Raw genomic sequence first — 12,295 nt, 5'->3', positions numbered from 1 at the left:
CCGTCAGGTCCAGGGACGTTCGCGATACCATTTGGTGATCACGTACTTTAGGCCCTTGCGCACCTTCATGGCATGATGGAGCGTGGCCGGGTTTACCGAACCGTCGGGACGACGGTTGTTCCAGCACACCAGCTTGCCCTTTTCGGGCTGAATGATCTTGTCGATCACCTTGAACCGCGTTGCACCGCCCGCCTCGACGTCATTGAGATAGACCATGAAGGTCCAGGTGCGCTGCCCGGCTATGTTGCAGTAGCGCTGAAAATCCGCTCCATGCGGATCAAAGTAATCCGTGTGCGATTTGAATTCCTGCCCGGGTTCATAGCGCTGACCCTGAATGGGCTCGCCGAACTGTCGATCAATTCCGGCGATTGCTGAGATCTTCTCGTCAAGGGCAACGATCTCCGGTTCCTGCATCGGCAGATCGCAGGTCTCGCTTGTCCGGAAGTAATGATCACCGTTTGCATCCGCGATAGTCGAAGGCCGACGGTCACGATCGATGCGAGCGACCAGCGAAGCGCATTCCTGATCGGTCAGAAACCCGCGCAGCATGAACATCTCGAGTCTGGGCGTTGGCACGCGCATCATGCCCGGCAAGGTCAGAAGGCGGTCGGCGGAAGCTTCGTTGGCGAGCGACATCGCCTGTTACCTACTCCAACGAGGCGGCAGACTGCAACTTGAAGCCTCTGGTCACTTGGTCGTAAAACCGTCACGTTCCTGCCGCATGCGAGATTTCGTGCCCCGTCAGAGTCGCTCTTTTACTGCCCGCAACGGTTTCTCGCTGGTCGAGATGATGGTTGTGCTGCTGGTCATGGGGCTCCTGGCGACGGCGGCAGTGCTGACGATCCCCGGCGATGGGCGCAAGCTGCGTGACGAGGCCGAGCGCTTTGCAGCGCGAACGCTCGCGGCGCGGGATGAGGCCATCGTCGGCGCGCGACCTGTATCACTGGTAGTGAGTGAGAAGGGTTACTACTTCGAAGGGCGCCGCGAGGGGCGTTGGCAGCCATTGCCGGGCCGGGGCTTTGAGCTCACCGGTTGGAATCCCGAAACCGTGGTGGACGGCCAACGGCAACGCATCGTCTTCGATTCCCTGGGGCTTGCCAGCAGCGAAGCCCTGATCCGTCTGCAGCGTGCTGAAGCGGCGCTTTCAATCCACCTGCGTCGCGATGGGAGCGTGATCGTCGATGGCGGCTGAGCGTAACGGCTTTACCTTGCTCGAACTGCTCGTGGCGCTTGCGGTGTTCGCCATCGCGGCGCTTGCCTTGCTGCAGATGGAGGGCGCGAGCATTTCGCGCACGGCAGATCTGGATCAGCGGCTGCTTCGGGAAATCGTGGCGCAGAACATGGCGGCCGAGATTCTGACCGATCCAGCGCCGCCGCCGGTCGGATCGGCTTCGGGCACCATCGAGAATGCGGGGCGCCGCTTCCAATGGACCCGCACCGTCGAGATGCGCCCAAATTATGGCGTCTTGGGCATTGTCCTGTCGGTCCGCGAGACAACTCCGGGCGCGCAGAGCCAGTCCTTCACTCTCGATTTCACCAGGCTGCCCGGCGCGTGAGGCAGCAACCTTCGCCCAACGGCTTCACCCTGGTCGAGATGCTGATTGCACTGGCCCTGTTCGCGGTAATTGCGGTCGGTGCACTGGGACTGCTGCGGTTCTCGGTGGATGCCGAGCTTGCGAGCCGGGACAAGACAGAAAGCATTGCCAGCCAGCGGCGTTTCCTTTCGGTGTGGACGGCCGATCTGGCGCAGGCGGTGCCGCGTCCTTCGCGTGACATTTCCGGCACGAGCCACCCGGCCTTCGAAGCCAACACCGATGGCGTGATGATCCGTTTTACCCGGAGCGGCTGGGACAATGTCGATGGCGCACCGCGCCCCGGCCTGCAGAAGGTGGAGTATCGGATCACCGCAAAGGCACTGGTTCGGGCCGGCTATCCTTTTCCTGATGGTTCGGCGGCGGAAGCCGGAGCGGGTGTTCTCGCCCTCAATGCGCCACCCACGGTGCGCTTCCGGGCGAAGGACGGCAATTGGCGTGATCGCTGGGACCCGCAACTGTCGACCGAACTGCCCGTGGCGATCGAACTGCTGATCCCGCAGAACGGCGTGCCGCCATTGCGCGTGGTTTCGCTTGTCGGGGTGAACTATCAGTGAGGCCGGATGACCCTCGCGAGCGGGGTGCGGCCTTGCTCTCCGTCCTGCTGCTGGTTGCGGTGATGGCGGTCATTGCCGCGTTGATGCTCGACCGTCTCAATCTCGCCACGCGCCTTGCCGCCAATGGCCAGGCGATGACGCAGGCGCGGCTCTATGCGACAAGCGCCGAAACGCTGGCGATGGCGCGGATCAAGTCTTTGGTCGAAACCTCGCAGGACCGGACGGTAGATCGCAGCGGTCTGCTCGGTCGGGACTTTCCGCTGCCCTTGCCGCGTGGCACCGTGATGGCGCGCGTTGACGATGCGGGGAACTGTTTCAATCTCAACTCCCTCGCCGAAGCTGATGCCCAAGGCGCCCTGCGCCTCAGGCTGGTTGGGCTGAACCAGATGCGAGCATTGATGAAGGGGCTGGCCATTCCCGAAGCAGAAGCCGCCATCATCAGCGATTCGATTGCCGATTGGATCGACACTGACAATGCACCGGCGCCAAATGGGGCCGAGGACGACAGCTATCAGGGCCAGGCCGTCCCATACCGAACCGCGGGCCGGTTGATCAGCGATGTCAGCGAGATTCGCGCGGTGCGGGGGATGACGCCGCAGTTCTATGAGCGCTTGCGACCATGGCTTTGCGCCTTGCCCGGGGCGGACTTGTCACCGATCAACGTCAACACCTTGCGGCCGGATCAGTCCCTTCTGCTGACGATGATCGCGCCGCAGGCCATTCCGGCGCAGCGCGCCCGCGCCTTGTTGGCGTCACGGCCTGCGCTCGGCTGGAAAAATGCCGACGAGGCCTTGCGTGGCGCAGGAGGGGAGGGCGTTGGCGTTCCGCTCAACCAGTTGCAGGTGCGTAGCCGATGGTTCCTGCTTACGCAGACTGTGAAGGTCGATTCGGCCAGCGTGGAAGAGCAGGCCTTGATCGATGTCGGCGTGAACCCGCCACGCATCGCCTTTCGCACTTGGGGTGACAGGTTCAGCCGCTGAATCTTTGCCGCCTTCAAATTTCCGCTTCCCTTTGTCGCGCCTTTCTGCAAAGGGGCCACCCCGCGCAGAGCAAACCTGCGCAGCAATGTGGCGACCGTAGCTCAGTTGGTTAGAGCGCCGGTTTGTGGTACCGGAGGTCGTGGGTTCGAACCCCATCGGTCGCCCCATTCTCTCCTGACATCAAAGGCATTTTCGCCCTGTCGTATCGCCTTTTGGTACGGCTCGGCGCCATTGCGCTTGCCCCGTGGCGCGGCAAGTGGCAGAGCGATGACGGACCGGCGGCGGGGGTCGCCGGGAGAAGGATCAGATTCCCCGCGCCCATGCACGGATTTGCCAATCCCGCCCGTTTCCTGCGCCTTGCCCGCTGGATGATGCCGTTGCTTCTGGTGTCCGGCCTGCTCCTGTCGATGGGCGCGGTGCTCTACGGCGTGATTGTCGTGCCACCCGATCGCCTGATGGGCGACACCGTGCGGATCCTGTTCATCCATGTCCCCGCAGCGTGGCTAGGCATGGCCGGGTGGTCGACCATTGCGATTGCAAGCCTTGTCGAACTGGTCTGGCGGCATCCGCTGGCGGCCATCGCCGGACGTGCGGCGGCTGTTCCCGGTGCGACGTTCACGGCGATTTGCCTCGCGACCGGCTCGATCTGGGCGAGGCCGACCTGGGGCACGTGGTGGGTCTGGGATGGACGTCTGACCAGTTTCCTCGTCCTGCTGTTCCTGTACTTCGGCTACATCGCTCTGTCCGGCGCTGCGCAGCGGGACATGGCCGGCGGCGGCGGCGGCAGCCGTATCACGGCAATTTTCGGTCTGGTCGGCGCCATCAACATCCCGATCATCAACCGCTCGGTGGTGTGGTGGAACAGCCTGCATCAACCCCCTTCGATTACCGCGGGCAAGTCGGCCATCGACGGAACATTCCTCTGGCCGCTGCTCATTGCCGCGCTGGGTTTCAGCTTGGTGTTCGGCGGCGTGGTTCTTGCGCGGATGCGCACTCTTCTGGCCGAAATTCAGGCCGAGGCGCGTCTGCGCCGGAAAGCGATGGCGTAAGCTTACGATGCGCGAAGGTCTTCAGCAGTGGGATTACGTGGCAGCAGCCCTGGCGATCGGCGTGATCGGCACGCTGGTGCTGGTCGGCTGGACGCTGGTGGCGATGGTCCGGGCGGAACGCCGTCGTGACAAGGTGAGAGGCAAGTGAGCACCAATTCAACCGGCGGCATCAAGCCCAAGCACCAGCGGCTCGTCCTCCTGGTCATCGCACTTGCTGCGCTGATCGGGGCAGGGCTGCTTGCCGCCTATGCCCTGTCCAACCAGGCCAGCTACTTCTATGTGCCAAGCGATCTTGTGAAGGACAAGCCGGAGCAGGGCCGCGCCATCCGCCTCGGCGGCATGGTCGAGAAGGGCTCGCTCAAGACACAGGCCGACGGCGTGACGATCGATTTCATCGTCGGCGACGGCAAGGCCCGCGTGCCGGTCCGCTATACCGGCATCACCCCGGACCTCTTCGTCGAGGGATCGGGCGTCGTCGCCGAGGGGCGCATGGAGGGTCAGACCTTCGTAGCCGACAATCTTCTCGCCAAGCATGACGAGAAGTATGTTCCACGCCAGATGGGCGACATGACCGCCGCACAGGCCAAGGAAGTGGTGGCCGAAACCAAATGATCGCAGAACTCGGTCTTGCCGTATTGTGGATGGCGGCAGCGCTTGCCGTGCTGCAACTGTTCGCCGGTTTCTCGGCGCTCCGGCCGGGCGGCAAGGTGCTGGCCGGCGTGGTTCGGCCGCTTGCCGTGATGCAGGGAGCACTGGTTGCGGTGTCTTTCCTCTGCCTGATCGACCTGTTTCTCGAGACTGATCTTTCGGTGAAGCTCGTTGCCGAGAACAGCCACTCGATGAAGCCGTTCATCTTCAAGCTGGCCGGTACCTGGGGCAACCACGAAGGCTCGATGCTGCTGTGGGTGACGATCATGGCGGTTTCGGGCGGCATCGTAGCCTTGGTCGAGCAGCGCCTTCGCGAGGAAACGCTTCTGGCCACGCTCGCCGGGCAAGCCTTCGTCAGCCTTGGCTTCTACGCCTTCTTGCTCTTGTCCTCGAACCCTTTCGAGCGCTTGCCCGAACCAGCACCGGAAGGGGCAGGGCTCAACCCGCTGCTGCAGGACATCGGCCTCGCGTTTCATCCGCCGACGCTTTACGTCGGTTATGTCGGTCTGTCGGTCGCCTTCAGCTTCGCAATTGGTGCGCTGATCACGCGCGACGTCGGTCCCGCTTTCGCCCGGGCAATGCGGCCTTGGGTGCTGGGCGCGTGGATCTTCCTGACGGTGGGCATCACCGCCGGCTCCTACTGGGCGTACTACACGCTCGGCTGGGGCGGCTGGTGGTTCTGGGATCCGGTCGAAAACGCTTCGCTTATGCCGTGGCTGGCGGCAACGGCGCTGCTGCATTCGGCTTCGGTGCTGGCAAGCCGCAACGCTTTGCGCGCGTGGACGGTCATGCTCGGGGTGATTGCCTTCTCGATGTCGATGGTGGGTACGTTCCTCGTCCGCTCTGGCATTCTCACCTCTGTTCATGCCTTCGCCGTTGATCCGGAGCGCGGCTCGTTCATCCTCGCCTTGCTGGCAATCTACATTGGCGGCGCGCTGGCGCTGTTCGGCATTCGCGCCTCGACCGTGACTGAGGGGGAACGCTTCAGTGTCTTCAGCCGCGAATCCAGCCTGGTGTTCAACAATGTGATGCTCTGCGGCATTCTCGGCATCGTGCTTCTGGGCACGCTGTACCCGCTGCTGACCGAGGCGTTCGGAGCCAAGGTTTCGGTCGGGCCGCCGTACTTCAACCCGGTTTCGGCGATCTTTGCGATCCCGATGATGATGGTCATGGCGGTCGGACCGTTGCTGCGCTGGCGCAAGGACAAGCCGGGGCGGATCACCGCTGCCGTTGCCGTGCCTGCATTGCTGGCGGCAGTGGTGCTGCTGGCTGTAGCAGTGATGGCGCCGGGCATTCGCGTGCTGCCGATGCTGGGCATCGCCGTGGGCATAGGGCTCGCCGTAGCGAGCTGGTTACCGCTGCGTGGCCGCAATCTGCGCCGCACCCCTCTTGCGGTCTATGGCATGGTCTTCGGGCACTTCGGCATTGCCGTGGCCCTGCTCGGCGCGGCGGCCGAAAGCGCATTTTCCACCGAGCGCCTCGCCGCCATGAACGTCGGCGATACGCAGGCTGTGGGGCCGATCTCGCTCAAGCTGGAAAGCGTCGAGCCGGTGGCCGGGCCGAACTGGACCGCGCTGGAGGCCACCGTGAGCGCGTCCTACAAGGGCGGCAATCCTGTAACGCTGCACCCGCAGGCGCGCACTTTTACCTCGCCGCCGGGCGAGCGCACCGAATCCGCGCTACATACGCGCTGGAACGGCCAGCTCTATGCGGTTCTGGGCAACGAGGGTGAAGACGGCCGCTGGCAAATGCGCTTCTGGTGGAAGCCCTTCGTGCCGCTGCTTTGGCTGGGGGGCCTTCTCGTGGCATTTGGTGGCCTGCTCGCGTTGATTGGCCGCGTCGCCCACGATATCCGGCGCTTGCGGGCCGAAGGCAAGATCGCCTGGCGCAAGTCGCAGCAGGAGCAACTCAAGTGACCGAGCCCGCGCCCAAGCGCTCCGGATTGGCCATCTGGCTCCCGCTGATCCTGTTCGGCGCATTCTTCGCCCTGGTGATCTGGGGCCTAGTCCGCCCGGCTGACCGCGAAGTGGCAAGCACCTTCATCGGCAAGCCACTGCCGCAGTTCAATCTCGCGGCAGCAACCGACGACAGGCCCGGGCTGAACACGGCCGAGATGAAGGGCAAGCCAAGGCTGCTGAATGTCTTTGCGAGCTGGTGTATTCCTTGCGCGGTCGAAGCGCCGCAATTGGAAGCGCTGCGTCAGCAGGGCATCGAGATCGACGGTGTTGCCTTGCGTGATCGTAAGCAGGACCTTGAGGACTTTCTTGCGAGAAACGGCAATCCCTTCGCCCGCATCGGCAAGGACGATCTCTCGGAAGTGCAGCTCGCCATTGGCTCGTCCGGCGTACCAGAGACTTTTGTGATCGATGCCAAAGGGGTGATCCGGTATCAGCACATTGGCGAGATCCGTCCCGAGGATGTGCCGCTCATTCTTGAAAAGCTGAAGGAGGCGCAATCGTGAAGCGCCTTTTCTTCCCGATCATGGCTTTGCTGGCGGCTCAGCCGCTCTTCGCTCAGGATCAACTGCCGCCCGCACCTTATGCCTACAAGCAGCTTGAAGATCCGGCGCAAGAGGCCAAGGCACAGCGATTGATGGAGACGCTGCGCTGTCTCAAGTGCCAGAGCCAGGCCATTTCGGATTCCGATGCGCCGATGGCTGGCGACATGCGGCATCAAGTCCGCACCCGCATCAAGGCCGGCGAGGATCCCGAGGCCATTCGCGCCTGGCTCGTTGAGCGCTATGGCGATTACGTCAGCTATGCGCCGCAGAACAAGCCGATCATGTGGCCGCTGTTTGCGGCTCCGCTGGTCATCCTGCTGCTTGCGGCGATCTTGCTGCGCGGCCGTTTCCGCAAGGGCGCAAAGCCGGAGGGCAGCGAATGACCTGGATCCTGATCGTGCTGGTTGCAGCGATAGTTTTCGCGCTGCTGGCATTCGTTTTGAAGATGCCGCGTGCCGGTTGGGAGCTGTCAGGCGCGGCATTGCTCGTCGGGATTGCGGGTTATGCGCTGCAAGGGCACCCTGGCACGCCCGGTGCGCCCAAGGCGCCGATCGAGAACAAGCGCGCTGCGGACGAGGCTCTGGTCAAGCAACGCCAGCAGATGGGCGACCAGTTCGCGCAAGGGCAGAGCTGGATGATCCTGGCCGACGGACTTGCCCGGCAGGGGCAATACGGCGCCGCGGCGGAAGTGCTGCGCAAGGGAACGCAGCAGTTCCCCCAGGATGCTGACCTGTGGGTTTCGCTCGGTAACGCCTTGGTCGGCCACAGTGATGGGATCATCACGCCGGCGGCGCAATTCGCGTTCCAGAAGGCGGCGGCGATTGCGCCGGATCATCCCGGTCCCCCGTTCTTCATGGGTCTGGCACTCGCCCAGTCCGGCAGGCTAGCCGATGCTCGCGCAATGTGGGCAGAGCTGCTCCGGCGTTCTCCCGCAGACGCTCCCTATCGCGCGGATCTGTCAGAACGAATCCAGCGGATCGACTCGATGCTGGCGGCAAGCTCCGGCGCGGTGACCGCGGGGGCGCCGGTTCCGGTACCCGCTCCAGAAGCTGGCGCCTCCAACGAAGCTGCTGAATAAAAAGCAGAAAAATGGCGTTCGGAACGGCTGCATATGCCGTTCGTTATCCTCGCGCGCGGCCGTTTTCCAGCCCATTGCGGGTGCATTGGGGCAGTGCTAAAGCGCCGCGCCGCACCGCCCTTCTGGTGGTTGCGATCGAGGCTGTGAGCCCGGGGGCGCTGTTGCCATGAGTAATGCTGTCAGCAATGCCGAACATGCCAGTGGGGGCGCGCCTGCGCACACCGCCGGCCACGGCCATGCAGGGCACTCGCACGGCTCCCTGACGAAGCTTGCTGTCGGCGCGATCGGCGTCGTCTTCGGCGACATCGGCACCAGCCCGCTTTACGCTCTGCGCGACACGTTTGCAGGGCACCACAAGCTCCCGCTGGACCTGCTGCACATCTACGGCATCATCAGCCTGATGTTCTGGTCGATGATGATCATCGTGACGTTCAAGTACGTCTCGATCATCATGCGCGCCGACAACAAGGGTGAAGGCGGCAGCCTCGCGCTGCTTGCGCTGATCAACCAGCACACGGATGGCAAGCGCTGGGGCAAGGGGATCATCCTGCTCGGCGTGTTTGCCACCGCGCTGTTCTATGGTGATTCGATGATCACCCCGGCGGTTTCGGTGATGGGCGCGATCGAAGGCGTCGCAGTTTACCGGCCTGACATGCATCCCCTGATCGTGCCGCTGGTCGTCGGTATCCTGATCGGCCTGTTCTTCATCCAGAGCCGCGGGACCGAAAAGGTTGCCGCGTTCTTCGGGCCGATCATGCTGGTCTATTTCGGCACCATTGCAGTGCTCGGCAGCCTCAGCATCGCCGAATACCCCCAGGTCATCACCGCGCTCAGTCCGCACCACGCGGTCACCATGTTCATCTCCGACCCATGGCGAGGTTTCCTCGCGATGGGCGCCGCCGTGCTCGCGGTGACCGGCGCTGAGGCGCTTTACGCTGACATGGGCCACTTCGGCCGCAGCCCGATCCGCATGTCGTGGCTGATCTTCGTCCTGCCAGCGCTGGTGCTCAACTATCTCGGCCAGGCATCGTTGCTGATCCGCAATCCGGCCGCGCTCGAAAGCCCGTTCTATTACCTTGCGCCAGAGTGGTTCCAATGGCCGCTGCTGTTCATCGCCTCATGCGCTGCAGTGATTGCTTCGCAGGCGGTCATCTCCGGCGCATTCTCGGTGACGCAGCAGGCAATCCAGCTTGGTTTTATCCCGCGCATGACGATCAAGCACACCTCGACCGCAGCCGGCCAGATCTACATCCCGGTGATCAACTGGGCGCTGATGATCGCGGTGATCCTGCTGGTGCTGGTGTTCCAGCGCTCGTCCAACCTTACCGCCGCCTATGGCATCGCGGTGACCGGGGCGATGTTGATCGACAACTTCCTGCTGGCGGTCGTGCTGTTCAAGCTGTGGCATTGGAAGGCCCCTGCGGCCGTCGCCATGCTGGCCCTGTTCTTCGCAATCGACGGGGCATACCTTGGCGCCAACATGACCAAGATCCCCGACGGTGGCTGGGTGCCGCTGGTAATGGGCATTGCCATCTTCACCTTGCTGACAACCTGGTCACGCGGGCGTGCCTTGATGCGGGAGAACATGGCCGAAGGCACGATCCCCCTCGAGGTCTTCACAAAGTCCGCGCATTCGAGCGCAGCCAGGGTATCCGGCACGGCAATCTTCATGGCCTCGACCGCCGCTGGCGTTCCTTCGGCACTGTTGCACAACATCAAGCACAACAAGGTTCTGCACGAGCGCGTCGTGATCCTCACCGTCTCGATCGAAGACGTGCCTTACATGGATGAAGGCGAACGCTACGCCGTCAAGGACTTCGGCAATGGCTTTTACCGCCTGACCCTGCGTTTCGGCTTCCTAGAGGAAACCGACGTGCCCGGCGCATTGAAGGGCGTGAGCATGTGCGGCGAGCCGTTCAACATGATGAAGACCAGCTTCTTCCTGTCACGCCAGACCCTGATTCCTTCGGACAAGCCCGGCATGGCGCTGTGGCGAGAGAAGCTGTTCGCCTGGATGCTGCGCAACGCGGCAAGTGCCATGGAGTTCTTCCGGCTTCCCACCAACCGCGTTGTCGAACTCGGTAGCCAGCTGAAGATCTGACCGGTCCGCTTCGGTTCATCCGGTTTCCAGCTAAGGATATTGGAATTCGTCAGAATTCCGTTACTTCTGGCCCATTGTGGCAACAGGGGCGCCCGCATGTCCGATAGCGCGTTACTGCGCGAAATTCTCGATGCTCAGCTTGAAACTGTCTGCCGTTTTCGGTCTGACGGGCTGATCCTGTTCGTCAACCGAGCTTACGCGGCCACCCTCGCGCGCGAGCCGCATGAGTTGACGGGCAGAAACCTTTGGGATTTCGTCACCGGAGAGGACCAGAACCATGTCCGCGCCATGTTGCGCAATCTGACTCCTGCGCATCCGGAACTGACCATCGAAAACCGTTTCGAAGCGGCGGGTGGGACCCGGTGGATGCTGTGGCGCAATCACGCCCTTGAATTCGACGATGCAGGCGAGTGGTCGGTTGCCCAATCGACCGGCATCGACATTACCGAGCGCAAGCAACTGGAAGAGCAACTGAAGCTGCTCGTTGATGAATTGAACCATCGCGTCAAGAACACGCTGATGGTGGTGCAGGCGATGGCCCACCAGACCTTTCGCGGGGGAGGTGCTGCCGATGGTCGGATCGGCACATTCAGCAACAGGCTCGCCGCTCTGTCCGGCGCCCATGACGCCCTGAGCCGGACCAACTGGGCGGGAGCGCACCTCGCCGACATCGTCAATCACGGGCTGCTGATCTGCAGGGCAGATGACATGCGGCTCGACGTGTCGGGGCCGGATGTGGTCATGCCGGCGAATGCCACAGTTTCGCTGGTGATGGTCCTGCATGAACTGGCCACCAACGCGATGAAATACGGCGCGCTGTCAGGCCTGACCGGCCGGGTGACGGTGCGTTGGGCAGTCGATGAATCCGAAATGGTTGTAATAGATTGGGTGGAGAGTGGTGGCCCTGCGGTGAATGTGCCGGAACGCAAGGGTTTCGGCTCGCGCCTCTTGACCGAAGCGATACCCCGCCAGCTTGGTGGCCGGGTTGATCTGGACTATAATCGGGCCGGGTTACGATGCCGTATCGCGGTGCCGCATGTCCGGCCAACTCCTGGGACGCACGATGATTGACGGCAAACGCATACTGGTTGTTGAAGACGAGTTCATAGTCGCCGCCATGTTGTGCGATGCCTTGGAAGATCACGGCGCAGTGCCATTGGGGCCGGTCGGCAGGGTGAGCGAGGGCCTGGAGGCGATCGCTGCAGGCGGCATCGATGCAGCGGTCCTCGATTGGAACCTTGCCGGGGAATCCGGCTCGTCTCTGGCAGAAGCACTTGCCGCGCGCGAAGTGCCCTTCATCATTGCCACGGGCTATGGGTCTGTCGATCCGCCGTTCAATGATCGGCCAATTCTCAGCAAGCCCTATGTATCGGCTCATCTCATCGAAAAGCTTGCCGGTCTTTTCACAAGCTGACGTCCAATCACGTCGATGCCCGGAGCGGCAGTGCCGCCCCGGGAGATCGGATCAGTCCTTCTTGGCTTCCGCCACCGATTCATTGTGAAGGCTGGCTTCGGCTTCGGCGGCTTCCTGCTTGGTAGCCGCAGCTGCCTTGTCGGCCATTTCGTCGGTCTTTGCGGCGGCGTTGTCGACGGCGGCAGCAGCCTTGTCACCCAGCTCGTCGGTAGCGGCAGCTGCGTTGTCGGCAGCATTGGCAACGTCATTGCCTGCCGATTCCGCTGTCGTCTCGGCAGCTTCCTGGGTCTTTTCCGAGCAGGCGGAAAGCGTCAGGGCGGTCGCCGCGGCGGCAGCGAGGATCGTGAACTTGCGCATGTGGTGAATTACTCCCCTT

General features: G+C 62.9%; 16 protein-coding genes and 1 tRNA gene. 15 read left to right on the top strand and 2 right to left on the bottom strand.

Annotation, left to right across the window (positions count from 1 at the left end; translation table 11 throughout):
* Positions 1-3 precede the first annotated feature (3 nt).
* Entirely contained in the window at positions 4-636 is a 633-nt protein-coding gene (locus tag ACZ1JY_RS05585; protein ID WP_465130639.1) for a prolyl hydroxylase family protein, read from the bottom strand.
* Between the two features lie 97 nt (positions 637-733).
* Between ACZ1JY_RS05585 and ACZ1JY_RS05580 the strand changes: the two genes are divergently transcribed.
* From ACZ1JY_RS05580 to ACZ1JY_RS05510, 15 genes are all read left to right on the top strand, one after another.
* Positions 734-1,192, top strand: a complete 459-nt coding sequence (locus ACZ1JY_RS05580; RefSeq protein ID WP_465130638.1) for a GspH/FimT family pseudopilin — start codon at positions 734-736, stop codon at positions 1,190-1,192.
* Positions 1,182-1,556, top strand: a complete 375-nt coding sequence (gspI, locus tag ACZ1JY_RS05575; RefSeq protein ID WP_465130637.1) for a type II secretion system minor pseudopilin GspI — start codon at positions 1,182-1,184, stop codon at positions 1,554-1,556. Before ACZ1JY_RS05580 ends, gspI begins: the two co-directional genes overlap by 11 nt.
* Positions 1,553-2,149 (top strand): type II secretion system minor pseudopilin GspJ, encoded by a 597-nt coding sequence (gspJ, locus tag ACZ1JY_RS05570; protein ID WP_465130636.1) that lies wholly within the window; start codon positions 1,553-1,555, stop codon positions 2,147-2,149. The genes gspI and gspJ overlap by 4 nt, the downstream gene beginning before the upstream one ends.
* On the top strand, positions 2,146-3,129 hold the full coding sequence (gene gspK / locus ACZ1JY_RS05565; protein WP_465130635.1) for a type II secretion system minor pseudopilin GspK: 984 nt from the start codon (positions 2,146-2,148) through the stop codon (positions 3,127-3,129). The genes gspJ and gspK overlap by 4 nt, the downstream gene beginning before the upstream one ends.
* Positions 3,130-3,219: 90 nt before the next feature.
* Positions 3,220-3,296, top strand: a tRNA-His gene (locus tag ACZ1JY_RS05560).
* 153 nt (positions 3,297-3,449) lie between these two features.
* Entirely contained in the window at positions 3,450-4,178 is a 729-nt protein-coding gene (gene ccmC / locus ACZ1JY_RS05555; RefSeq protein ID WP_168903747.1) for a heme ABC transporter permease CcmC, read from the top strand.
* A 7-nt stretch (positions 4,179-4,185) separates the two neighbouring features.
* Positions 4,186-4,326 (top strand): hypothetical protein, encoded by a 141-nt coding sequence (locus tag ACZ1JY_RS05550; protein WP_162895998.1) that lies wholly within the window; start codon positions 4,186-4,188, stop codon positions 4,324-4,326.
* Complete coding sequence (gene ccmE, locus ACZ1JY_RS05545) at positions 4,323-4,790, top strand: cytochrome c maturation protein CcmE (protein WP_118073477.1); 468 nt, start codon at positions 4,323-4,325, stop codon at positions 4,788-4,790. The genes ACZ1JY_RS05550 and ccmE overlap by 4 nt, the downstream gene beginning before the upstream one ends.
* Positions 4,787-6,742, top strand: a complete 1,956-nt coding sequence (locus ACZ1JY_RS05540) for a heme lyase CcmF/NrfE family subunit (RefSeq protein ID WP_118073478.1) — start codon at positions 4,787-4,789, stop codon at positions 6,740-6,742. Before ccmE ends, ACZ1JY_RS05540 begins: the two co-directional genes overlap by 4 nt.
* The gene (locus tag ACZ1JY_RS05535) at positions 6,739-7,287 is read left to right on the top strand and encodes a DsbE family thiol:disulfide interchange protein (protein WP_118073479.1); all 549 of its coding nucleotides are present in this window, start codon (positions 6,739-6,741) and stop codon (positions 7,285-7,287) included. Before ACZ1JY_RS05540 ends, ACZ1JY_RS05535 begins: the two co-directional genes overlap by 4 nt.
* Positions 7,288-7,307: 20 nt before the next feature.
* Positions 7,308-7,709, top strand: coding sequence for a cytochrome c-type biogenesis protein (locus tag ACZ1JY_RS05530; RefSeq protein WP_465130879.1), 402 nt, complete (start codon positions 7,308-7,310; stop codon positions 7,707-7,709).
* Positions 7,706-8,404 (top strand): tetratricopeptide repeat protein, encoded by a 699-nt coding sequence (locus ACZ1JY_RS05525; protein ID WP_465130634.1) that lies wholly within the window; start codon positions 7,706-7,708, stop codon positions 8,402-8,404. Before ACZ1JY_RS05530 ends, ACZ1JY_RS05525 begins: the two co-directional genes overlap by 4 nt.
* Positions 8,405-8,570: 166 nt before the next feature.
* Positions 8,571-10,505, top strand: coding sequence for a potassium transporter Kup (locus ACZ1JY_RS05520; protein ID WP_206065598.1), 1,935 nt, complete (start codon positions 8,571-8,573; stop codon positions 10,503-10,505).
* Positions 10,506-10,601: 96 nt separating this feature from the next.
* Positions 10,602-11,576: a sensor histidine kinase gene (locus ACZ1JY_RS05515; RefSeq protein ID WP_465130633.1), complete on the top strand. Its 975-nt coding sequence runs from the start codon at positions 10,602-10,604 to the stop codon at positions 11,574-11,576.
* Complete coding sequence (locus ACZ1JY_RS05510; RefSeq protein WP_118074710.1) at positions 11,569-11,919, top strand: response regulator; 351 nt, start codon at positions 11,569-11,571, stop codon at positions 11,917-11,919. The genes ACZ1JY_RS05515 and ACZ1JY_RS05510 overlap by 8 nt, the downstream gene beginning before the upstream one ends.
* Positions 11,920-11,970: 51 nt before the next feature.
* Here ACZ1JY_RS05510 and ACZ1JY_RS05505 read toward each other — a convergent pair whose 3' ends face one another.
* Complete coding sequence (locus tag ACZ1JY_RS05505; protein WP_062343423.1) at positions 11,971-12,276, bottom strand: hypothetical protein; 306 nt, start codon at positions 12,274-12,276, stop codon at positions 11,971-11,973.
* Positions 12,277-12,295: the final 19 nt, after the last annotated feature.

This window comes from Novosphingobium sp. BL-A-41-Hi4B-X5A, from assembly GCF_055521705.1.
The sequence above is the reverse complement of the archived record's forward strand: the minus strand, read 5'-3'. Positions and strand labels throughout refer to the sequence as shown.

Coding starts and splice junctions, on each gene's coding strand:
- ACZ1JY_RS05515 (WP_465130633.1), top strand. CDS start 10,602: ATGTCCGATAGCGCGTTACTGCGCGAAATTCTCGATGCTCAGCTTGAA.
- ACZ1JY_RS05505 (WP_062343423.1), bottom strand. CDS start 12,276: ATGCGCAAGTTCACGATCCTCGCTGCCGCCGCGGCGACCGCCCTGACG.
- ACZ1JY_RS05550 (WP_162895998.1), top strand. CDS start 4,186: ATGCGCGAAGGTCTTCAGCAGTGGGATTACGTGGCAGCAGCCCTGGCG.
- ACZ1JY_RS05520 (WP_206065598.1), top strand. CDS start 8,571: ATGAGTAATGCTGTCAGCAATGCCGAACATGCCAGTGGGGGCGCGCCT.
- gspI (WP_465130637.1), top strand. CDS start 1,182: ATGGCGGCTGAGCGTAACGGCTTTACCTTGCTCGAACTGCTCGTGGCG.
- ACZ1JY_RS05510 (WP_118074710.1), top strand. CDS start 11,569: ATGATTGACGGCAAACGCATACTGGTTGTTGAAGACGAGTTCATAGTC.
- ACZ1JY_RS05525 (WP_465130634.1), top strand. CDS start 7,706: ATGACCTGGATCCTGATCGTGCTGGTTGCAGCGATAGTTTTCGCGCTG.
- ACZ1JY_RS05585 (WP_465130639.1), bottom strand. CDS start 636: ATGTCGCTCGCCAACGAAGCTTCCGCCGACCGCCTTCTGACCTTGCCG.
- ACZ1JY_RS05540 (WP_118073478.1), top strand. CDS start 4,787: ATGATCGCAGAACTCGGTCTTGCCGTATTGTGGATGGCGGCAGCGCTT.
- ACZ1JY_RS05530 (WP_465130879.1), top strand. CDS start 7,308: ATGGCTTTGCTGGCGGCTCAGCCGCTCTTCGCTCAGGATCAACTGCCG.
- ccmC (WP_168903747.1), top strand. CDS start 3,450: ATGCACGGATTTGCCAATCCCGCCCGTTTCCTGCGCCTTGCCCGCTGG.